General features: G+C 56.9%; 19 protein-coding genes. 6 read left to right on the top strand and 13 right to left on the bottom strand.

Translation table 11 applies throughout. The features are described 5' to 3' along the window. Positions 1-6 precede the first annotated feature (6 nt). The gene (gene folB / locus FWJ25_RS18455; protein WP_149601744.1) at positions 7-381 is read left to right on the top strand and encodes a dihydroneopterin aldolase; all 375 of its coding nucleotides are present in this window, start codon (positions 7-9) and stop codon (positions 379-381) included. After that, positions 381-905, top strand: coding sequence for a 2-amino-4-hydroxy-6-hydroxymethyldihydropteridine diphosphokinase (gene folK, locus FWJ25_RS18450; RefSeq protein WP_149601743.1), 525 nt, complete (start codon positions 381-383; stop codon positions 903-905). Before folB ends, folK (FWJ25_RS18450) begins: the two co-directional genes overlap by 1 nt. Here folK (FWJ25_RS18450) and pgi read toward each other — a convergent pair. The 10 genes from pgi to dksA form a co-directional block, all read right to left on the bottom strand. Continuing rightward, a complete protein-coding gene (gene pgi, locus FWJ25_RS18445) occupies positions 888-2,555 on the bottom strand; it encodes a glucose-6-phosphate isomerase (protein WP_149601742.1) in 1,668 nt (555 codons plus the stop codon). The two genes, folK (FWJ25_RS18450) and pgi, sit on opposite strands and share 18 nt — an antisense overlap. Positions 2,556-2,586: 31 nt before the next feature. Further along, on the bottom strand, positions 2,587-3,435 hold the full coding sequence (gene panC, locus FWJ25_RS18440) for a pantoate--beta-alanine ligase (RefSeq protein ID WP_149601741.1): 849 nt from the start codon (positions 3,433-3,435) through the stop codon (positions 2,587-2,589). Beyond that, positions 3,432-4,226 (bottom strand): 3-methyl-2-oxobutanoate hydroxymethyltransferase, encoded by a 795-nt coding sequence (panB, locus tag FWJ25_RS18435; RefSeq protein WP_149601740.1) that lies wholly within the window; start codon positions 4,224-4,226, stop codon positions 3,432-3,434. Before panB ends, panC begins: the two co-directional genes overlap by 4 nt. A gap of 130 nt (positions 4,227-4,356) precedes the next feature. Continuing rightward, the gene (folK, locus tag FWJ25_RS18430) at positions 4,357-4,869 is read right to left on the bottom strand and encodes a 2-amino-4-hydroxy-6-hydroxymethyldihydropteridine diphosphokinase (protein ID WP_149601739.1); all 513 of its coding nucleotides are present in this window, start codon (positions 4,867-4,869) and stop codon (positions 4,357-4,359) included. Further along, on the bottom strand, positions 4,866-6,233 hold the full coding sequence (gene pcnB, locus FWJ25_RS18425; protein ID WP_149601738.1) for a polynucleotide adenylyltransferase PcnB: 1,368 nt from the start codon (positions 6,231-6,233) through the stop codon (positions 4,866-4,868). Before pcnB ends, folK (FWJ25_RS18430) begins: the two co-directional genes overlap by 4 nt. Before the next feature lie 717 nt (positions 6,234-6,950). Next, positions 6,951-8,348 (bottom strand): sigma-54-dependent transcriptional regulator, encoded by a 1,398-nt coding sequence (locus FWJ25_RS18415; protein WP_149601737.1) that lies wholly within the window; start codon positions 8,346-8,348, stop codon positions 6,951-6,953. 7 nt (positions 8,349-8,355) lie between these two features. Then, complete coding sequence (locus FWJ25_RS18410; protein WP_149601736.1) at positions 8,356-11,319, bottom strand: ATP-binding protein; 2,964 nt, start codon at positions 11,317-11,319, stop codon at positions 8,356-8,358. Next, positions 11,309-11,485, bottom strand: a complete 177-nt coding sequence (locus FWJ25_RS19660; RefSeq protein ID WP_188093670.1) for a hypothetical protein — start codon at positions 11,483-11,485, stop codon at positions 11,309-11,311. Before FWJ25_RS19660 ends, FWJ25_RS18410 begins: the two co-directional genes overlap by 11 nt. A 67-nt stretch (positions 11,486-11,552) precedes the next feature. Continuing rightward, the gene (gene gluQRS / locus FWJ25_RS18405; RefSeq protein ID WP_149601735.1) at positions 11,553-12,422 is read right to left on the bottom strand and encodes a tRNA glutamyl-Q(34) synthetase GluQRS; all 870 of its coding nucleotides are present in this window, start codon (positions 12,420-12,422) and stop codon (positions 11,553-11,555) included. 59 nt (positions 12,423-12,481) lie between these two features. Then, on the bottom strand, positions 12,482-12,922 hold the full coding sequence (gene dksA / locus FWJ25_RS18400) for an RNA polymerase-binding protein DksA (RefSeq protein ID WP_149601734.1): 441 nt from the start codon (positions 12,920-12,922) through the stop codon (positions 12,482-12,484). Between the two features lie 178 nt (positions 12,923-13,100). Between dksA and sfsA the strand changes: the two genes are divergently transcribed. Beyond that, positions 13,101-13,847 carry a DNA/RNA nuclease SfsA gene (gene sfsA / locus FWJ25_RS18395; protein ID WP_149601733.1) on the top strand — a complete coding sequence of 249 codons (747 nt, stop codon included), beginning with the start codon at positions 13,101-13,103 and terminating at the stop codon, positions 13,845-13,847. Here sfsA and FWJ25_RS18390 read toward each other — a convergent pair. Then, on the bottom strand, positions 13,816-14,202 hold the full coding sequence (locus tag FWJ25_RS18390; RefSeq protein WP_149601732.1) for a Rieske (2Fe-2S) protein: 387 nt from the start codon (positions 14,200-14,202) through the stop codon (positions 13,816-13,818). The two genes, sfsA and FWJ25_RS18390, sit on opposite strands and share 32 nt — an antisense overlap. 11 nt (positions 14,203-14,213) lie before the next feature. Further along, complete coding sequence (locus FWJ25_RS18385; protein ID WP_149601731.1) at positions 14,214-15,791, bottom strand: bifunctional aminoglycoside phosphotransferase/ATP-binding protein; 1,578 nt, start codon at positions 15,789-15,791, stop codon at positions 14,214-14,216. A gap of 122 nt (positions 15,792-15,913) precedes the next feature. Here FWJ25_RS18385 and mrcB point away from each other — a divergent pair, with 122 nt between their 5' ends. Both mrcB and FWJ25_RS18375 read left to right on the top strand, forming a co-directional pair. Continuing rightward, positions 15,914-18,244, top strand: a complete 2,331-nt coding sequence (mrcB, locus tag FWJ25_RS18380) for a penicillin-binding protein 1B (protein WP_149601730.1) — start codon at positions 15,914-15,916, stop codon at positions 18,242-18,244. Then, the gene (locus tag FWJ25_RS18375) at positions 18,241-18,825 is read left to right on the top strand and encodes a tetratricopeptide repeat protein (protein ID WP_149601729.1); all 585 of its coding nucleotides are present in this window, start codon (positions 18,241-18,243) and stop codon (positions 18,823-18,825) included. Before mrcB ends, FWJ25_RS18375 begins: the two co-directional genes overlap by 4 nt. Positions 18,826-18,859: 34 nt before the next feature. Here FWJ25_RS18375 and FWJ25_RS18370 read toward each other — a convergent pair whose 3' ends face one another. Next, complete coding sequence (locus tag FWJ25_RS18370) at positions 18,860-19,795, bottom strand: DUF4382 domain-containing protein (RefSeq protein ID WP_149601728.1); 936 nt, start codon at positions 19,793-19,795, stop codon at positions 18,860-18,862. Between the two features lie 301 nt (positions 19,796-20,096). Here FWJ25_RS18370 and FWJ25_RS18365 point away from each other — a divergent pair, with 301 nt between their 5' ends. Then, on the top strand, positions 20,097-20,621 hold the full coding sequence (locus FWJ25_RS18365; RefSeq protein ID WP_246166890.1) for an RNA polymerase sigma factor: 525 nt from the start codon (positions 20,097-20,099) through the stop codon (positions 20,619-20,621).

Here is a 20,621-nt window from a genome sequence, read left to right as displayed (position 1 = left end):
AGTGTAATGTGTCGGAGTTTGCCCTTGACGGACAGCGTGCTTATTGAAGGCTTGGAGGTTGAGACAGTCGTCGGGGTTTATGACTGGGAGCGTAAGGTTAACCAGCGTCTGGTCATAGATCTGGAGATGGCGTGGGATAATCGGGTACCAGGAGCATCGGATGATGTCGCTGATGCCCTGGATTATGCTGCAGTGAGTGAACGGGTATCGTCCTGCCTCAAGCGTCTCCAGCCTCAGCTACTTGAATACGGTGCGGAAACGCTCGCCTCGGATCTCCAGAGTACCTTCGGAATTTCATGGCTGCGGCTGACACTCAGGAAACCCGGAGCTGTGCCTGCGGCTCGTTCGGTGGGCGTTCGCATTGAAAGAGGCGTTCGCTGATGTCCGGTGAGGCGAGAGTGTATGTCGGTATCGGGTCCAATGTGGATCGTGAGCGTTACGTGACTGCCGCCCTGGATGCTCTGGACGATTGGTTTGGGGAGTTGGTTATCTCCCCTGTCTACGAAAGTGAAGCAGTAGGTTTTGATGGCTCGCCTTTTTTTAATCTGGTTGTCGGTGTGTGCACCGGACTTTCGGTCGGAGAACTTTCCCGTCGCTTCAAGCAGTTAGAGGCTGACAACGGTCGTCGTCGGGGGGATCCGAAGTTCCGGGCGAGGACTCTGGATCTCGATATTCTCACCTACGATGATCTGATTGGTGTCGTGGAAGGGGTGGAATTGCCCAGGGGAGAAATACTGCACAATGCGTTTGTGTTGAGGCCGCTGGCCGATATCGCTCCGGCGCAGCGGCACCCCGTCTCTGGTCAGAGCTACGCTGAACTCTGGTCGGCGTATGACCGCGATCAGCGTCTCTGGCCGGTCGACTTCAACTGGCAGGGCAAGCTGATTTCACGGGCGGTTAGCTGACCGGTAGCGTTCGATCAGGTGCTCGGTTGAGCTGTCACTGTCACCCGCGTTTCCTGCACCACCTGCATCACCGAGCAGGCGGGGCAAAATGCCTTTGCCTAGCTGTTTGCCCAGTTCTACTCCCCATTGATCAAAAGAGTCCACATCCCATATAACGCCCTGAACAAAGGTCCTGTGCTCATAGAGCGCAATCAGGGCCCCGGTTGTTTCCGGTGTCAGCTTGTCCATGATCAGGGTATTACTTGGTTTGTTGCCGGGGATAACCTTGTGTGGCGCCAGGCGCTTTATTTCAGCGTCACTGAGGCCCTCTGAGGCGAGTTCGGCTTCGGCCGCTTGCAGGGACTTGCCAGCCATCATGGCCCGGGACTGGCTCAGGCAGTTAGCGAACAGGTCGGCATGGTGCGTGGCCACCGGGTTGTGGGTGCGCAGCGGAATAATGAAGTCAGCCGGAATCAGTCGGGTGCCCTGGTGTATCAGCTGGTGGTAGGCGTGTTGGCCGTTGGAGCCGACACCGCCCCAGATGACCGGGCCGGATTCATAGGTCAGTTCCGTGCCGTCCTCGGTAACCCGTTTGCCGTTGCTTTCCATATCCAGTTGCTGCAAATGGTCGGGCAGGCTTCGCAGGTAGTGGTCGTAGGGCAGGATGGCATGGGTGTCGGCCTGCCAGAAATTGTTGTACCAGACACTGAGCATCCCCATCACTACCGGCAGGTTCTGTTCCAGAGGTGCGTCCCGGAAGTGGCTGTCCATGGCATGGGCACCGGCCAGCAGTGACCGGAAGTTCTCCATACCGGCATACAGTGCGATCGGCAGGCCAATGGCTGACCAGAGGGAGTAGCGACCACCAACCCAGTCCCACATCGGGAACACGTTGTCCCGGTTGATGCCAAACGCTTCGGCGGCAGGGATATTGGTTGTGATGGCGAGGAAGTGGCTTGCGATATCCTGTTCGCCGGCACCGTGACTGAGGAACCACTCGCGCGCGACCTTGCTGTTTTCAAGGGTTTCCTGTGTGCGGAAGGATTTGGACTGGATCAGAAACAGCGTGGTTTCAGGGTTTACCTGTTTCAACGTTTCGCTGATGTCAGTGCCATCAATGTTGGCCACGTAGTGGCAACGTATACGTCCGTTTGCGTAAGGCTGAAGGGCCTCTGTCACCAGCTTCGGACCAAGGTATGAACCGCCGATGCCGATGCTGACAACGTCGGTGAAGGCCTTGCCGCTATACCCGGTGCGAGTGCCAGTGATAACGCTTTCTGTCAGCGCTTCCATACGATCAAGCGTGCTCTGAACTTCCCCGACAACATCCATGCCGTCCACCAGGATGCGTTCACCAGAGGGTGCCCGGAGTGCTGTATGCAGCGCGGGCCGGTCTTCCGTAATGTTGACCTTCTTGCCACCTAGCAACGCACTTTTACGCGGTTCAAGGCCGCAACTCCGGGCGAGATCAAGAAGGGCGGTCAGGGTGTCATCGTCGATGCGGTTCTTCGAGAAGTCCAGAGACAGGCCCGCAGCTTCAATAAAATAGCGCTGGGCCCGCCCTGAATCCTGTTCAAACAGCTGGGTCATCGGGATCGACTGAAGCCTTGACCTCATGTTTTCCAGTGTCCGCCACTCTGGTCTGGAGGTCAGGGTTGTCGAATGTGGCATCAGAAGCTCCTTTTCTGCTCTTTCTTTTGTCCTAGCGGGTAATGGACAGGTTGTCGATCAGTCGGGTGGTTCCCAGGAAAGCGGCAACCAATAACGTGAGCTCCTTGTCTTCCGATTGTGCCGGTTTCAGGGTCACGCTGTTGACGATATTGAAGTAGTCGGGGCGAAGGCCTGCTTGGGCAAGGCTGTCCTTCGCCTCTGTGGCGATGGTCTCGATGTCTGTCTGGCCATTGGTCAGCTTTTCAGCGGCTGATTGCAGTGTCTTGTAAACTGCAGGCGCAAGCTGACGTTCTTTCTCAGAAAGATAGCCGTTACGGGAGCTCTTTGCGAGCCCGTCATCCTCACGGACGGTCGGGGCTCCAATGATCTCGACGGGAATCATCAGATCCCGGGCCAGCTTCCGGATGACGGCCAATTGCTGGAAATCCTTCTCACCAAACACCGCAAGGTCGGGCTGAACCATGTTGAATAGCATGGTGACCACTGTGGCGACGCCTTCAAAGTGGCCGGGGCGACTGGCACCGCAATGCCCGTCACTGACGTCCGGTACCACTACCTGAGTTTGCCCTGCCAGGCCTTCCGGATAGACTTCCTCGGCTGAAGGCGCAAAGACCAATGTGTTCCCGGCAGCATCAAGTTTCTCCTGGTCTGCCAGCAAGGTGCGTGGGTACTTGTCGAGATCTTCTCCTGCACCAAACTGCATCGGGTTGACGAAAATACTGGTGACCACGATGTCTGACGCTTCTGCCGCCTTGCGGACAAGAGATATATGGCCTTCGTGGAGGTTGCCCATGGTTGGCACCAGCCCGATGGTTTTGCCTTGCAGGCGATAGCCACGAAGAATGGTGCGGAGCTCTTTCAGGGAATGTACGGTTCTCATGCTTTGAACGTATGCTCCTCGGCGGGGAATGTCCGGTCTTTGACCGCTTTGACGTAGGCTTCAATGGCACCCTGTACCGAATCAGCTTCGGCAAGGAAGTTTTTAACGAATTTCGGCTTCCGTCCGGGTGTCAGGCCGAGCATATCGTGAACCACGAGAACCTGGCCGTCGGTATCAGCACCGGCGCCGATACCAATGACCGGTGCTTTGACAGCCTGGGTGATGCGGGCCGCCAATGGGGCTGGCACGCATTCGAGAAGAATGACGTCAGCGCCCGCAGCAACCAGTTCACAGGCGTGTTCGATCATCATTTCGGCGGCTTTCTCATCTCGTCCCTGGACCTTGTACCCGCCGAACTTGTTGACGAACTGGGGTGTCAGTCCCAGGTGTGCACATACTGGCACGCCTCGCTCGCTCAGTGCGGCGATGGTGTCCTTCATCCAGTCGGTACCTTCGAGCTTGACCATGTGGGCCCCGGCCCGCATCAGCTCAGCTGCATTCTCAAGGGCGGCTTCGACTGTGCCGTAGGTCATGAATGGCATGTCTGCCATGATCAGGGAACCTTTGTTGCCTTTGGCGACGCAGGCGGTGTGATAAACCATTTCATCCAGGGTGACCGGGAGGGTGCTGTCGTTGCCCTGGAGAACCATGCCAAGCGAATCGCCGATAAGGATGGCGTCGACACCGGCCTCGCTGACCACTTGGGCAAACGTGGCATCGTAGGATGTCAGAACAGAAAACGCTTCGCCTTTCTCTTTAAATTCCCGCAGCGTATTGATGGTAACAGCCATAAAATCCTTGCCTTCGGTGGATGGTCTTGATGATCGCCGGACATGCCAACATGCTGGTGCTTAGGGTAATTCGGGGGTATGTCCGAGGCAATAGTAGCATGACGCCGGGTGCCGTGGGGCACCCCGTCCTTCAGCGCTGCAGGAAGGGGTCCCGGGGTACAGGAGGGAGTTTTCTGAGCTCATTGTCAGGGCACTGTTGGCGGAGCTCCCTGATCGCCTGGCCATTCGGCAGGGTTAGATCAGGATTGAGGTCCAGCAAAGGCTGGAGGGCAAAGTCCCTGTTGGCCAGTTCCCGGTGGGGCACAGTCAGGCGGTCATCGTCGAGCGTCAGACTGCCATAAATCAGCAGATCCAGGTCCAGAGTGCGAGGCCCCCAGTGCCTCAGTCGCTGTCGACCGTGGAGTTGCTCAATACGCTGAAGCTCGTCCAGCAGGGCATGGGGTTCAAGGTCCGTTTGCAGCCAAACTGCACCATTTACATAGTCTGGCTGGTCTTGTGGGCCGACAGGGCGGCTGGCATAGAATGGGGATTGGGCTGCAAGCACGGTGCCTGGTAATGCCGCCAGTTCTGCCACCGCCCTGGCCAGTTGAGCTGCCGGGTCTTCAAGGTTGCTGCCAAGACCGATGAAGGCGTCAGTGCTCATTGCTGGGCAGGCCTGCTGGCGGGTTTACGCCGGCGTCGCCGTTTCTTGGGACCATCGCTGGCCAGTTGTGACAGCATCCGTTCCTGGTGGCGTTCGTCACCTTTCTGGAACTCTGTCCACCACTTGCCCAGGCCCGGTTCAATTTCTCCGGCCGCCTCTCTCACGAGCAGGAAGTCATAGGCCGCCCGGAATCGGGGATGGGTCATTGTGGTAAATGCCCGCTTCCCCTGGCGGCGGGGCAGGCGCATCTGCAATTCCCAGATCTCTTTCATCGGGCCGGAAAAGCGTTTGGGGATCGATGTTGCTTGCACCTGTCGGCCGATGACCTTACCGATGGCGCCGTGGAGAGCTGGCTGCACCGGATCGCCGTTGTCCTGGCGCCGTCGCCATTCGGCCTGGAGTGCCGGCCACAGCATGGCGGCAAACAGGAAGTAAGGCGTAACGGATTTGCCTTGTGCAATTCGCGCGTCGGTGTTTTGCAGGGCCTGACGGATCAGTTGATCGGATTCACCGGCCTCCAGCGCCTTGACGGTCTCCGGGAACAGGGGGGCGAGCAGGTTATAGTGAGTCAGAAGATCGTATGTCGCTTCGCCGTGGCCTGCGGAAAACAGTTTGAGCACCTCATCGAACAGCCTGGCAGCGGGAATATGTGTCAGCAGAGGCGCCAACTCTTTAATGGGGGCTTCGGTTGTCGGTTCGATATCGAAACCCAGTTTTCCTGCAAACCGGATGGCTCGAAGCATCCGGACGGGATCTTCGCGATAGCGGGTTTCCGGATCACCGATCAGGCGTAACTGGCGATTGTTAAGGTCTTCAACACCGTTGGCAAAATCGATAACAGTGAAATCGCGAATGCAGTAGTACAGAGCGTTGACAGTGAAATCGCGGCGCAGGGCATCTTCTTCCATGCTGCCGTAGACGTTGTCCCTGAGCAGGAGACCATGCTCGCTGGTCTTGCGGTCGTCATCAACGGAGGAATCGTCGGCCTGCCCGGCATTACCCCTGAACGTTGTAACTTCGATGACCTCACGGCCGAATACCACGTGCACAATCCGGAATCGGCGCCCGATCAGCCGGGAGTTCCGGAACAGGTCGTGAACTTCCTCGGGAGTTGCGTTGGTGGCGATGTCGAAATCTTTTGGCTTACCGCCCAGCAGGATATCCCTCACTCCGCCGCCTACAAGATAAGCTTCGTAGCCGGACTTGTTCAGCCGATGCAGGACTTTCCTGGCCGCATCACTGATCATTGAGCGGGAAACGTTGTGCTGATCCCGGGGAATGTCCCTGCGCTGATACATGGGAGGCTTTTTCTTTCCGTTGCCGGGTATAAAGGCACGGAGTCGGTCGACGAGTCGTTTTGGCATTTAAATCCGTGGGTGCGATGAGCAAAAACCGAGAGTTTAACGGTTTGAGCGGGATTTGCACACGTTTGTGGCTGAGGCGCTCGTTAAATTCCCGGTGCCCAGAAAATCAAAAGGCGGATTCGTTGTTACGAATCCGCCCTGAAAGCGTTGACGATCTGCATTGTTTTTATTTTTGCCGGGATTTTTCTTAATTTTTGTACCCCACTGTGCATCCCCAAAATCGGGGCATCTCAGTAGTGCAAACGGAAAGCTTTGAATACACAGAGTAGTCAGAGACATCGGGTGAGTCACGGGTATCTGTAGTGTCGCCTGGAAGACGATTCTTCTCTACATCTACAACTCACACGTGCCATGGGACCACTAAAAAGCAAAGCACCCAAAACACTCAGTTCGCTCACGTTCTGTTTTTGTTTTTGTTACCGAACGTCTTCTTGCAGCTTTTTGTTCTTGTTGTTGGCGCTGCGTTGTCACTCTTGTTTTTGTTGTCGTGCGCTTATTAGAGTGCAGTCCGTGTGCCAGTTTTTTAAAACCCTTTATTAACAGTGAGTTAAGAATTTTTAGTTCGTAAGTGTTACCCCGTATTCGACCTAAGTGTTACTGAGGCCCCGGACAAATTTTCGGGAGTGTTACCGAGGGGAACATGGGGTAACAAATGAGCGCACGTTCACAGTTTGTGTGCCGGGCCGGCCGTTCCAGGTCAGCCCGATGGGAGGGAAATCAGTTACCGGAGGACTTTTTGCGGGGGATGCCCAGGCGCTGCCGGCGTTCCCAGAGAGACTTTCTGCTGATGCCCAGTTTCTGGGCCAATTCGGTTTCGCTCATCCGGTCCTGGTTCTCCAGGACAAAGTGCTGGAAGTAATCTTCAAGAGACAGATCGTTGGCGGAGTCCGCATCCGCTGAGCGGGTCTGCTCGTTATTGCCTTCTACCAGAGTTTCCGGGATGTGCTCGTCGTGGCCTTCACTGTCGAGATCGAGGACGTAGGGGGTTATCACGTCGCCGTCACAGAGGATGGTGGCGCGTTCAATGGCGTTTTCCAGTTCCCGGACATTGCCTGGCCAGCGATGTCGTTCCAGAGCCCGCATAGCCTCGGGGCTCAGGTTCAGATTCGGCTTGCCCATCTTTTCACTCTGCCTCTTCAGGAAGCGGCGAGCGAGGCCAAGAATGTCGCCCTGGCGTTCCCGGAGGGGCGGAATCCGGATCTGCATAACGTTGAGTCGGTAGTACAGATCTTCCCGGAATTCGCCGGTACGGGTCATTGCTTTCAGGTTCCGATGGGTGGCCGCAATCATGCGCACGTCCACCTTTTGGCTCTGGGTCGAGCCGACCCGGCGGATTTCGCTCTCCTGAAGCACCCGTAACAGCCGGGCCTGGGCTTCGGGAGGCAGTTCGCCGATTTCATCCAGAAACAGGCTGCCTCCGTCAGCAGCTTCGATCAAACCGGTGCGAGCGGATACTGCGCCGGTAAATGCGCCTTTTTCATGGCCAAACAGTTCGGACTCAATCAGGCTTTCCGGAATGGCGGCACAGTTAACGGATATCAGAGGTTTTGAGGCCCGTGGGCTGAGCAGATGCAAGGCTCTGGCGGCCAGTTCCTTACCGGTACCGGACTCTCCGTTTATCAGAACCGTCGTCTCGGTAGGGGCAACCTTTCGGATAAGCGTAAACACCCTCTGCATTGGTTCGCATTGCCCGAACATGATGGCAGACGGGTCGCTGGGGGTGTCTGAGTCGGAGGTGGCCGATTGCTGCGCCTGGCTGGACGTTTTTCCCGAGCGGGCGAGAATATTGTCTACTGCTGCCAGCATCTCGTCGTGGTCGAATGGCTTGGCAATGTATTCAACCGCGCCCATTTTCATCGAATCAACGGCGGATCGCAGGCTGGCGTAGCTGGTCATGATCAGCACAGGGGTATTCGGCGCCCGGCTGATCAGTTCAGTGCCGGCCGCGCCAGGCAGTCGAAGATCCGAGATGATCAGGTCGAACTGGTCGGGCTCATACTGCTCTGCATCTTCTACCGAACTGGCATCGAATACCTCGTATCCGGCGTGTTGGAGTAGCTTTCGTACCGCTGAACGAATGATGTCTTCGTCTTCTACAATCAGAATGCGAGGCATAACAGTCTCATGACCCTTGGTTCTGGCTGATGGAGTTGTTGCCGGATTCAGCCTGATAGGCCGGTAGCCTCAGCCGCACACGGGTTCCTCGCCCGGTCTCAGCATCAGCGGGGCTTTCCACCTGAATGTTGCCGTAGTGTTCCTCAATGATGCTGTAAACCAGCGAAAGACCCAGCCCGGTTCCCTTGTTGGGGGCCTTGGTGGTATAGAAAGGCTCGAAAATGTGGTCGAGCTGGTCTTCCGGAATCCCGGAGCCTTCATCAATGACTTCGATGATAGCGGAGTAGCCATCGCCGTTTCCACTGATCCGGATGGTTCCGTGCTCAGGTGATGCATCGCGGGCATTGGCCAGCAGGTTAATAAACACCTGAACAAGCCGTTGTTCGTCCCCGAGTATCTGGAGTTGCGGAGGGCACTCGTTGATGAACTCAACGCCATTTCCCCGGTCACTCAGAGACAGAAGGTTAATGGATTCCTCGACGCAGCGACGGATCTCGACCGGCTCATAGCGGTTGGCCTGAGCGTGATTGCCGGTTCGGGCAAAGTTCATCAAGGATTGCAGGATGGTGGAGATCCGTCGAGTTTGTTGCTGGATCTGGTCTGCGGTGTCGAGGATGTCCGGGTTGTCAGTTTCCAGCTTGAGGTTTTGAGCCAGCGAGGAAATGCCGGTCACGGGGTTGCCGATTTCATGGGCGACCCCGGCCGCCAGGCGGCCGACTGAAGCCAGTCGCTCGCTATGCATCAGCTCATCTTCGAGCAGTCGTGTTTCTGTCTGATCTTCTACCAGAATGATGCTTCCGCTTTCCGTATGATCGGGGCCGCTGAGTGCTGCTTTGTGCAGGTTCAGCCAGTGGGGTTTGCCCCGCAGATCCAGGCGGTGTTTGTAGCGGTGCAGTTCCTCACCCCGGTTGAAATCCTCCAATAGCAGGTGCCAATGCTCCGGAAGAGCCATGAGCCGCGCGCCCACGACGTCGTCTGCGGTGATGCCTGTGAGCAGCTCCATGGCGCTGTTCCACATCAGAATCTCGCCGTCTTCACCAACGGAGCAGGCTGGAATCGGAAGGTTCTGCAGTGTTTGACGATAATGTCGCCGCAGGTTGTCGAGTTCACCTGCCAGGCCTGTAAGCCGGTTTTGGTAGTCGCCCAGGGCGCGTTCCACATAGCGGATGTCCTGGGCGGCTCCGCCATGGGCCAGGGGTTTGAAGCCCAGATGGCGTTTGACCATGTCCCGGGCAACTGCGGGGCCGAGCAGTCCGGAGAGATTGATTTCCACCTGATCCCGCAAGCGCCGTAACTGGTATGGCCGATACTCAACATTCGGGAGTCTGAGCTGAGACAGGGCGCGGTCTACTTCCCGGCGGGCAACGCCGAAACCCAATGGTTCGGCCAGATGCTTTACGAACTCGTTGGATGAGGATGCCAGCAGTTCCCGGCGCTGTGGCCGGGACAGGGCGCCCAGGGAGCATGCCTGGGCTGCGCTGGCCTCTTCGTTAGTGGCACCGCTGAGGATCGAAATGAGTGTGAATACCACCACATTGGCGGTCAGGCTGGCGAAGGTGAAAATGTGCCAGTTGCTGTAGTCCGGAACTAACGGTGCGTCCAGGAGTTGTAGCAGATTGATGGTATGGGAGAAGGGCAGAACCATAGTGACTACCCAGATACTCAGGCCTACAACCAGCCCTGCAATCAAACCACGGCGATTCCCCTCTGGCCAGTAGATAACCCCCAGGGCCCCAGGCAGCAGGTGCAGCATACCGGACAGGGAGATGGCGCCGAGGATCGAAAGGTCCAGGGTGGAGCCAACCGTTTCGTGGAATAACAGGGCAAGAAAGATGATGACCGCAATCAGCAGACGCTTTACCCGCTGCAGCCAGCGGTATATGTCGCCCTGCTCCCTGGGTGTCTTAAGTGGCAACACCACGTGGTTCAGCACCATGCCTGCCAATGCGAGGGTGCTGACAATCATCAGTCCGCTGGCGGCGGAGAGGCCGGCAATGTACATCAGTAATGTCAGCACTGGGCTATCAAGTGCCTGAGCGGTACCCAGGGCGTAGAAATTGGGTCCGGTTGTCACGCCAAGCGACTGTCCGCCCCAAAGGATCAAGGGTACTGGCAGGCTCAATAGCAGGAGGTAGAGCGGCAGTCCCCAGCTGGCCTTTGCGAGGGCCTTGGGGGACGGGTTTTCAGCGAAAATCATGTGGTACATATGGGGCAGTACCAGGGCAGCAGCAAAGGACATCAGCATCAGTGCGCGCCAGCTGCCATCGTCGATGTTCAGTGCCATGGGGGTGGCGGGGCCGGTGTTGCTGGCGAGCCAGCGGTCCAGTCCTGCCATGCCGTCGAATACGCCAAAGAGGATAACGCTTCCCAGTACCAGCAGGGCGACCAGTTTGACGAGTGAGTCAAAGGCGATCGCCAGTACCAGTCCCTGATGGTTTTCCGAGTTCTGGTTTCTGCGAGCACCGAACAGCATGGCAAACAGGACCACGGTGAGACTGAACATGACGCTGATCAGGTTCGGTGAAGTGTCTGGTGCCAGGATACTGGCGGAGGTCGTAACCGCCTGTATCTGCATACTCAGCAGTGACAGGATGGCACCACCGGAACACAGGGTAACCAGGGTGCCCGCCCATTGGCTGCGGTAGCGATAGGCAAACAGATCCGCAAGTGAAGTGAGCTGATAGGCGCGGCCGATGCGCAGAATCGGGCTGAGCAGAACCGGGGCCAGGAGAAAAGCACCGCTGATCCCCAGGTAATAGGCGAGAAAACCGTAGCCGGATTCCGCGGCAACCCCAACAGCGGCGTAGACGGCCCAGATGCCGGCATAGACACCAAGACTAAGGGTATAAACCAGAGGGTGCCGGACCCAGTGGCGGGGCAGAGCACCGCGCTCGGTAATCCACGCGATGCCGAAAAGCAGGAGTAAATAAAGGACGCTGGCAAGCAGCAGACCGGTTGCGCTAAAGCTCATTGGGGTCCCGTCGCCATTCAAGCCAGAAACCTATGGCAATGATGCTGGCCCAGATCAGGTAAGGGCTATACCAGGCGTTTCCCGGCGCGGTCCACCAGTCGAGGATGTTTGGGGAAAATATGTAAATGGCCAGGACCAGCAGGAAGACCAGGCGGTAGATATACATCAGGCAGTGTTTCCGCGCCGAGGTGTGTCGAATATGGGAGTATAAGTGGGGCTTTATACCATGAGCTTTATTGGGATGTCAGGTGAATGGCATCTCGCCGCCAGTTTGCCTGCCCCCATTCCAGGATTTGGCTTGCGGATTGTTGAGCGAGTTCCGGGGGAGGTTTCTGGCCAAGCGCCACGAGGGCCTCGAACAGGTTTGCCGGGGCCTTGGTGTCGTCCAGAGCCGGGGCATGGTTTTGCTTGCTGAGCTTTTGGCCCTGATCGTTGAGAATCACCGGGATGTGCAGCCAGCCGGGAGCCGTGGCGCCTAATGCGCGGTAGATTTGCTGCTGCGGGGCGGTCATTTCCAGTAAATCCGAGCCTCGCACAACGTCAGTGACGCCCTGATCAATGTCGTCTACGACGACGGCAAGTTGGTAGGCGTAAAATCCTTCCTTGCGTAAAATCACCGGATCATCCAGTTCGCCATGAATCTCTTGGTGCTGGGGGCCCAGCAGTTGATCCTGCCATTGGCAGCTTTCGTCCTCCAGGGCAAAACGGATGGCGAAGGGGCTGCTATCGGCCCGCAGGTTCCCATCGCGGCAATGGTTTGGGTGTCGCCCGCCGTTTGCCTGAAGCTGCTTTCGGGAGCAACTGCACCGGTAAGCTTTGCCGCGAGCTAACAATTGTTCGATGGCGGACTGATACGCTTGGTGTCTACGGGACTGAAAACGGACTTCATCGTCTGCTATCAGTCCGTGGCACTCAAGGCTATGAAGGATTTGGCCTGTGGCTTCGGGAGGCTCGCGCAGAGGGTCCAGATCTTCAATGCGGATCAGCCATTTGCCATGGTGTGCGCGCGCTTCCAGATAGCTTGCGACGGCAGTTACCAGCGAGCCAAAGTGTAACGGGCCGGTGGGCGACGGGGCGAAGCGCCCGCAATAGGGATAAGACATAAGTGGGCTGGCAGCCGGCGCCCGGAATTGCTGCACCGGCTACAGGTATCGGCAGCGGATCAGATGCCGGTCTGACGCTCGCGGATCTCGGCGAGAGTTTTGCAGTCGATGCAAAGCGTCGCTGTCGGGCGCGCTTCCAGGCGACGGATACCGATTTCGACGCCGCACTGATCGCAGAAACCGTAGTCATCCTTGTCAATGCGATCGATGGTCTTGTCGATCTTCTTGATCAGCTTGCGCTCGCGATCACGGGTACGCAGTTCCAGGCTGAACTCTTCTTCCTGGGTTGCGCGATCGCTGGGATCCGCGTAGTTTGCCGCATCTTCCTGCATGTGGTGCATGGTGCGGTCAACTTCTTCCATCAGCTCCTGTTTCCATTTCAGGAGCAGGTCCTTAAAGTGCTGTAGCATCTCAGCACTCATATACTCTTCACCCTTCTTCATTTCATAGGGGGTGAAGTTGGTAAAACGTTCGCGTGATTGTTCTGCAGTATTTGCCATTGAACCCGGCCTCTAGTCTGTACTTCACAAGAACGCTGTGCTTCCCTCCGCGTTAACCCCATGGTTGCGCGGTCAAACCCTGGATGCAGCATTCGTCCTGAAACGGGAATTTGCGGAAAATAGCAGATTAGTCACGGGGGTGCCAGCCTTGTGACATCGACTTTTGTACGGAGATCACATGAAGTTTCCTGAACCCCTGGTTGAAGGTCGCCTTATTCGCCGGTACAAGCGATTCCTCGCGGATGTTCGACTTCCGGACGGTACCGAGGTGACGGCCCATTGCCCCAATACCGGTTCCATGCTTGGCTGCAAGCCCGATGACGCGCGGGTTTGGCTGAGTGAGAGCGACAACCCTAAACGTAAACTCAGATATACCTGGGAACTGGTGGAAACCGCGCCCGGAGAGTTTGCCTGTATCAACACGGCACGCCCTAATTATCAGGCCCGCGAAGCCATCGAGTCGGGGCGGGTGGTGGAACTTTCAGGCTACCGTCAATGTAAGGCAGAGGTTCGATACGGAGAAGAAAAAAGTCGGATTGACCTGCTGTTGTCTGATCACGATAGTCAGCCAGATGCCTGGGTCGAAGTGAAAAACGTCACTCTGGCTGAGGGGGGACGGGGCTATTTTCCGGACGCCGTCACCACTCGCGGCCAGAAGCATTTGCGTGAACTGATGGCGCAGGTGGCCAAGGGGGAACGGGCAGTACTGTTCTTCCTGGTTAACCACACGGGTATTGAGACTGTTCGGCCTGCCGATCATATTGACCCTGATTACGGGGAACTGCTTCGGGAAGCCTGTTCTGCAGGTGTCGAAGTGGTGGCCTATCGGGCGGCACTGGCCGGGCAAGGTGGGCAGCCTTCCGGATCGCTCACATTGACGGAGTCCGTGCCGGTTATTCTGGAGCCTTCCAGGCCGGAACTCTGATCAGTACGTCTCCGTGGTCCAAGCGCAGGTCCAGCGCGACCAGGGCATCGCCCTGGCAGGGGCCGGCAATGCATTCTCCGGTTGTTGGTTTAAACAGGGCGCCATGAGTGGAGCACTGAATGAACAGGTTGTCGGAGTCCATAAACCGCCCCGGCATCCAGTTCAGCTCAATGCCCAGGTGAGGGCATTGATTGAGGTAAGCCCGGAGCGTCCCGTTTTCCAGGAATACAAAGCCGCTCCGGGGGATGGCGTCGGGTACTGACGTATCCCGGGGTAGTCGGAACTCGGCGAACCGACCTTCCTCCACGTCTGACTCGGTGCAGGCCTTTATCCACTCAACGTTGCAATCGGGCATGGCGGCTCGCTTCAGTGCCCTGTCATACCGAGGTGCTGCCGGATCCTGTCTGCGACGGCCTCGGCAACGTGTTCTTCATCCGTGTGCAGGTGAATCGTGTGGTTGCTTTCATCGGCTGTCAGAGGTTCAAACCAGGACTGCTGAGCATCCAGCAATTGCTCTGTGGCTTCTGACGCATCGCCTTTTCGTTTGCGCACCCACTCCCTGCGCAGCTCTTCCGGCGCTTCGCAGTGAATCAGCGCAAAGGGGACCCCTTCGTTTTCTGCGATGGTGTCGAACAGGTGGCGCTCGTGCTCTTTCAGGCAGGCTGCATCCACAATGACCGAGAGCCCGCCGGCCAGCAGCTGGTCCGCGAGATCGGCCAGTCGCTGATAGGTCTGCTCGTTGGCCTCCGGGCTGTAAAGGTCTGTGCCGATACCGGATTTACTGCTGTCCAGAGGTGCCAAACCGTGCAGTCGCTTGCGCTCCACATCTGAGCGCAACCGGATCAGCCCCAGTTCACCTGCGAGAGAGGCGCTGACGCAGGTTTTGCCGCTGGCAGAAAGGCCGGTGGTGGCGAGCAGGTAATGGTTCGGTATGGCGGTGTAATCCTCGGCCAGTTGAGCATAGTCCCTGTAGGTTTGCATCAGCCCGTTCTTTTCTTCCGCGGTCAGTGCGGGGTTACCCATGGTGAACAGGGCAATTTTGGCGCGAACGAGGGCGCGGTACGTTTTATACAGCGGCAGCAGAAGCAGAGCTTCGAAGTCGTCCCGGTATTCCAGGTAGGTATTGAGTACGAGATTGGCCAGCGGCCCTTCATTTCTGGATTCGAGATCCATAAGCAGGAACGCCAGATCATTGATCACGTCGATCCAGCGGAACGGCTCGTTAAATTCGATGCAGTCGAAGACGGTGACTTCGCCGTCGTAGCTGGTGATGTTGGCCAAGTGAAGATCGCCGTGACATTCCCGCACCTTGCCCTCGGCACGTCGCCTGGCAATCAGCTCGCGGTGGCGCTCGAAAGTAGACTGGGTCCAGCCTTCAAGATTGTCCAGCTGGGCAAGCAGAGTCTTATCGTCAATCAGCGGCCTGATCTGGTCGAAGTTTTCCTGCATTGGCGCGTAAACGGATTCCGGGGTGCCCAGAGCGCTGCCTTCTGCAACGGGCGGCAGTTGATCATGAAACTCGGCCGTTTGGCGGGCAAGGCTGGTCAGCAACCCGGGTGCAAGATCACCGCTTTCCTGAAGTCGGTCAAACAGTTGGTCCTGTCCGAACTGGCGCATCTTGATAACGTATTCAAAGGCTTCTCCTGTACCGCCGATGGAGGGGCTTTCCGGCGACCCGGTCAGAGGTAGCACCTCCAGGTACAGTTTTTCGGCCAGGCGACGATTCAGACGGAGCTCTTCTTCACAGAAATGCTTGCGGCGCTCCAGGGTCGAAAAGTCCAGGAAGCCGAAATCAACGGCTTTCTTGATCTTGTATGCATAGTCACCAGTGAGAATGACCTGGGAGATGTGAGTCTCGATAACCTGAAAGTCACGGACGGGGTGGTCGTACAGATCGGGGTTCTGCAGCGCCTTGATCAGTGTGCCCGGTGTTGCCTCACTCACAGTATTCTCCTCGCGTTCCCTGAAACCAGTCGTTGGTGTGGCCCTATCATAACGGGCAGATTACAGAAATAACACATACATGCCCTGCCTTACGGGCGGTGGGCTTCGGTATAATCCCTGTCATGAAAAAGAACAGAACGTCTTCCGGATCAAAAAGAAAATCTCCCCGAAAATCATCCAGGAACGGTCGCCGTCCATGGTTCTGGCGCCTGTTTTTCCGACTTGCGATCATTGGGCTGGTTCTGCTCGCCGGCTGGATGGTGTACCTGGATGCTGTGATTACTGATCGCTTTGAAGGGCGACGTTTCGAGGTCCCGTCCCGGGTCTATGCCCGGCCCCTGGAACTCTACAACGGTGCTGGTATCAGCTCCGGAGCTCTCGAAAGAGAACTGAAATTGTCCGGTTTCCGTGCAGGCGATGGCAGCAAGGCCGGAACCTATCGACGTAACGGTGGGCATTTCCTGATCAGTACCCGAGGGTTCCGTTTCCCCGATGGCAATGAGCCCAGGCGACGCCTGTCTCTGAATATCTATGGCGACCGGGTTCAGGATTTCTCCGTTCGAAGTGGTGATTCTGCCGCCATTGTCCGTTTGGAACCGGCCCAGATTGGGGGTATCTATCCCTCTCACAAGGAAGACCGGATTCTGATCCAGCTGGATCAGGTGCCAGCTTTGTTGCCAGCAACGCTGATGGCTGTCGAAGACCGGAAGTTCTACGACCACTTTGGTATCGCTCCGTTATCCATTGCCCGGGCCATGCTGGCCAATATCCGGGCGGGAGAGGTGGTTCAGGGCGGCAGTACACTGACCCAGCAACTGGTGAAAAACTTCTTTCTGACCCGGAAACAAACCCTGGTGCGCAAGGGTAATGAAGCACTGATGTCGATACTGCTGGAGCTGCATTACGACAAAGGGGATATTCTGGAAACCTACCTCAACGAGGTTTACCTGGGGCAGGCTGGCAACCGCAGTATTAACGGCTTTGGTCTGGCGAGTCAGTTCTATTTCGGAGAATCAGTCAAGGATCTGGATGTTCACCAGATCGCGTTGCTCGTGGGAATGGTGAAAGGGCCAAGCTATTACAACCCTCGGCGGCATCCGGAACGGGCGGTTGAACGTCGTAATCTGGTGATCTCTGAAATGGAAGAGGCCGGGTTGATTGAGCCGGTTCGAGCTGCTCAGGCCAGGGGGATGCCGCTGGGCGTGAGTGAACGACCGTCCTATTCGGAGAACCGCTACCCGGCTTATATCGATCTGGTTCGCCGCCACCTGGCGCGGGATTATCGGGAGGAGGATCTGCGCAGCGAGGGGCTGAAGATTTTTACCACCCTGAATCCTGCAATCCAGTACGCCGCCGAGTACGCAGTGACCGACACGCTGCCAAGGCTGGCGAGCGGTGAAACCCGTAAAGCATTAGAAGCTGCGCTGGTCGTTACCTCCAAGGACAGTGGCGAAGTGCTGGCGCTAGTCGGCGGCCGCGATCCGCAGTTCGCCGGTTTTAACCGGGCATTGGATGCCAGTCGGCCGATTGGCTCGCTGGTCAAACCCTTCGTGTACCTTTCTGCCCTGTCCCGGCCGGATCGGTATACATTGATTTCTCCGATTCTGGATAAATCCTTCGTACTGGAGTTCGATAACGGCCAGCGCTGGCAGCCGAAGAATTACAGCGGTGAAGAGCGTGGTGAGGTGCCGTTGCACACCGCGCTGTCGCATTCCTACAACCTGCCAACGGTGAGAGTGGGGCTCGATATTGGCGTTGATGTGGTGAAAGAGACGCTGCAGGCATTTGGGGTTACGTCGACAATATCCGAATATCCCTCGATGCTGCTGGGCGCAGTTTCCATGAATCCGGTTACCGTGGCTCAGATGTATCAGGGCCTGGCTACGTCTGGCTTCAATACGCCGCTTCGGACGATTCGGGAAGTGACCGATGCCAGTGGTGAACGTCTGTCCCGTTACAGCCTGGAAGTGGATCAGGTTGCGGATCCGGCAGCAGTGCATCTGGTGCAGTATGCGATGCAGGAAACCATGCGTGAGGGAACCGGGAAGTCGGCCTACTACACGGTGCCGGATGAGTTGGCTCTGGCCGGTAAAACCGGTACCACGGATGATGGCAGGGACTCCTGGTTTGCAGGTTTTAGCGGTGATTTGCTGGCGGTAGCCTGGGTTGGTCGCGATGATAACGGGGCGACGTCGCTGACAGGTGCCAGCGGCGCGCTACCGGTTTGGTCCAGGTTTATGGCTCAGATTCCGCAGCATGGTTTTTCCCCGGTAGTACCTGACGGAGTAGCCTATCACTGGGTGAATGCAGAACGGCAGGCGTTGACCGATGAATACTGTGATAATGCCCGTTTTGTACCCTTTATTTCTGGTAGCGAACCGACGCAGGAGGTGTCCTGTTCCGGAACGCTGCAACGTCGAATCCAGGGTTGGTTTGAAGGATTGTTCCGATGATGAAGAACGTTATTTTCAGAGCGGGCGCGGTGTCCGCGTTGCTCACTCTGGCCGGTTGTGCTTCCAGCCCCGGGGGGATTTATGTACCTATTGGCGGTGGTGATCAGGCCACTGCTCCACCGCCGCCAAAAACCACCAGTGAGCCCGCGACCTCGTCCGAAACTACTGTCTGGCGAAAGAGTGAGTTACCGGAGGAGTCCGCGCCTGCACCGGTACCAAGGGAGACGACGACCCCGAGTTACCGGGACGCTGGCGAGAGTCTGTCTCCGGCGGCCCTGAGTCTGGTGAATGAGGCCGAAGGTTATTTGCAGCGTGGCGATACCTCGTCCGCCATCTCCCGGCTTGAACGAGCCCAGCGCATAGCGCCGCGGTCTGCGGAGGTCTATTTCAAGTTGTCTGAAGCCTATGTGGCCAATGATCAGTTAGGTACGGCAGAACAGTTTACGCTGAAGGGGCTGTCAGTGGCGGGGAACGATACCCGGCTGCAGCGGGCTGGCTGGATGTTGCTGGCGGATATTCGCAGAGCCCGGGGTAATGTTGCCGGGGCGGATCAGGCCGAGGCTCGCGCCTCGGCCCTGTAACCTTCTTCCCCCGGTAAAACCGGGGGTTGTCGATTTATTCGACGAGAGGGATGTCCTGGGCTTCCACGGGGGTGCCCACGATAACGTCGACAGTCTGGATTCCATCGAACTCCAGCTCGTCATCTGCTTCGTTATCATCAAGCTGGCAGCTGTAAGCGACGGTGTAAGGCCCTTCGGGTAGGAAGGCCGCCGTGTAGCTGTAGAGGCTTGTCTCTTCATCATAGGTCACCGGAATGACCAGCAGAGGGTTTTCCTCATTGTTTACGTTCAGGTCTGTCGGCGTAACATCGGCACCCGCGAAGATGTAAGCGGCACCTTCGTATTCGCACTCGGCTTTGGCAACGTCATCGAGTCGGGTGGAGCTGATAAGCGCATAGTTGACCTGGCCAGTAATAGACCCTACTTCCAGATTGTTCACCAGTCGCAGTGATGGTTTTAACAAGTAGTCGCCTATCGATCCGCCCTGAGGGTCAACAATGGACTTGCTGACGTCAAAGTCGATGGTGAAGTCTGTCGTAGTGTCTGCAGCGACAACAAAGCCACCCTTGAGCTTCAGGCCACTTTGTTCCCCGGAAGGTACGGCAAGTGAGCTTTTTTCATCGGGTGTTGATGCGAGAGTGACGTAAGATGCCAGATTCTCCGTATTGATCATCAGGCGAAGCTCGGAGTACTGCCCTGCAGGTACTTCCTCGTCCGTAATCAGTGGCTCGCTAACGCCTCCCTGAAGTTCCAGCAGGTTCCAAGCCTTTGGTTCATCAAAAGTGAACTCGACCCAGTCCCCGTCTTCCGGCTTAAGTCGTATGCCGGTAAATGAGACGGTGACATCGGCAAATTCCATGGCCGGGGCGTCGGTGACGTCGAAAGAAACCTGGCCTGTGGATGATGAGACGGAACCATCGCTGCCGCCACCGCAGGCTGCAATGCTTGCGGCCAGTGCTGAAATGCTTAACAGGCGAGTGGTGCGATTCATAAAACCTCCTTGGGCTGTTATTTGAGCCGTAGCATTTTTGCTATCAGTCATTGTTCAAACGAAGCTCGTTGCCTGGAGGTTCCTGCATTTTTATTAACGTTGTCTCATGATTTGTCCATCCTGGGGCGTTGTTTGTGTCTTTAGAGTAGCCCGGCTGTACCTTGGTAGATTATGCAGTCTGCCACCAACTCGGATAGACTATGAGCTCGATAATAACCCTCCGGCAGGTCCCAAAGGTTTGACGCTGTTACCCTTCAGACTCTCAAAAGCCAAACGCTTTGAACGCCTCGTAGAGCCCCACATGGACTCCCTGTACCGGTTTGCCTATCGCCTGACCGGGGTACAGCACGATGCTGAAGACCTGGTTCAGGATGTTTTGGTGAAGCTGTTTCCCCGGCTTTCCGAACTGGAAGCGGTGGACAAGCCCAGACCCTGGCTTAAGCGGGTGCTGTACCGACAGTTTGTGGATCAGTTTCGTCGGCGGGGACGGCAGATCGACCGGCCGGTGAGCGAACTGGTTGATGTGGATAGTCAGGTCGACTGGCTCGACAGCCTCGAATCCGAAACGTTTGGCCCGCAGGCCGTCTATGAACAGCAACAGCTAAGGCCTGCGGTAGATCGTGTTCTGGCAACCTTGCCTCCCGATCAGAGAACCTTGTTACTGTTGCATGATGTGGACGGCTGGCGCCATGACGAAATAGCGATGGTTCTGGATGTTCCTGTGGGAACGGTGAAGTCTCGACTGCACCGTTGCCGGAATCAGTTGAGAAAAAAACTACAAAGAGAATTGGAACCGATTCCTCCATCCGGGCGTGTGGGAGTGTGA

It is taken from the genome of Marinobacter salinexigens (assembly GCF_008370345.1).
Taxonomy (GTDB): domain Bacteria; phylum Pseudomonadota; class Gammaproteobacteria; order Pseudomonadales; family Oleiphilaceae; genus Marinobacter; species Marinobacter salinexigens.
Note: the sequence above shows the minus strand (reverse complement) of the source record. Positions and strands in the feature narration are given on the sequence as shown.

Excerpts from the sequence above, each read along its gene's own strand:
- folB (WP_149601744.1), top strand. The coding sequence starts at position 7 with ATGTGTCGGAGTTTGCCCTTGACGGACAGCGTGCTTATTGAAGGCTTG.
- folK (WP_149601743.1), top strand. The coding sequence starts at position 381 with ATGTCCGGTGAGGCGAGAGTGTATGTCGGTATCGGGTCCAATGTGGAT.
- pgi (WP_149601742.1), bottom strand. The coding sequence starts at position 2,555 with ATGCCACATTCGACAACCCTGACCTCCAGACCAGAGTGGCGGACACTG.
- panC (WP_149601741.1), bottom strand. The coding sequence starts at position 3,435 with ATGAGAACCGTACATTCCCTGAAAGAGCTCCGCACCATTCTTCGTGGC.
- panB (WP_149601740.1), bottom strand. The coding sequence starts at position 4,226 with ATGGCTGTTACCATCAATACGCTGCGGGAATTTAAAGAGAAAGGCGAA.
- folK (WP_149601739.1), bottom strand. The coding sequence starts at position 4,869 with ATGAGCACTGACGCCTTCATCGGTCTTGGCAGCAACCTTGAAGACCCG.
- pcnB (WP_149601738.1), bottom strand. The coding sequence starts at position 6,233 with ATGCCAAAACGACTCGTCGACCGACTCCGTGCCTTTATACCCGGCAAC.
- FWJ25_RS18415 (WP_149601737.1), bottom strand. The coding sequence starts at position 8,348 with ATGCCTCGCATTCTGATTGTAGAAGACGAAGACATCATTCGTTCAGCG.
- FWJ25_RS18410 (WP_149601736.1), bottom strand. The coding sequence starts at position 11,319 with ATGAGCTTTAGCGCAACCGGTCTGCTGCTTGCCAGCGTCCTTTATTTA.
- FWJ25_RS19660 (WP_188093670.1), bottom strand. The coding sequence starts at position 11,485 with ATGTATATCTACCGCCTGGTCTTCCTGCTGGTCCTGGCCATTTACATA.
- gluQRS (WP_149601735.1), bottom strand. The coding sequence starts at position 12,422 with ATGTCTTATCCCTATTGCGGGCGCTTCGCCCCGTCGCCCACCGGCCCG.
- dksA (WP_149601734.1), bottom strand. The coding sequence starts at position 12,922 with ATGGCAAATACTGCAGAACAATCACGCGAACGTTTTACCAACTTCACC.
- sfsA (WP_149601733.1), top strand. The coding sequence starts at position 13,101 with ATGAAGTTTCCTGAACCCCTGGTTGAAGGTCGCCTTATTCGCCGGTAC.
- FWJ25_RS18390 (WP_149601732.1), bottom strand. The coding sequence starts at position 14,202 with ATGCCCGATTGCAACGTTGAGTGGATAAAGGCCTGCACCGAGTCAGAC.
- mrcB (WP_149601730.1), top strand. The coding sequence starts at position 15,914 with ATGAAAAAGAACAGAACGTCTTCCGGATCAAAAAGAAAATCTCCCCGA.
- FWJ25_RS18375 (WP_149601729.1), top strand. The coding sequence starts at position 18,241 with ATGATGAAGAACGTTATTTTCAGAGCGGGCGCGGTGTCCGCGTTGCTC.
- FWJ25_RS18370 (WP_149601728.1), bottom strand. The coding sequence starts at position 19,795 with ATGAATCGCACCACTCGCCTGTTAAGCATTTCAGCACTGGCCGCAAGC.
- FWJ25_RS18365 (WP_246166890.1), top strand. The coding sequence starts at position 20,097 with ATGGACTCCCTGTACCGGTTTGCCTATCGCCTGACCGGGGTACAGCAC.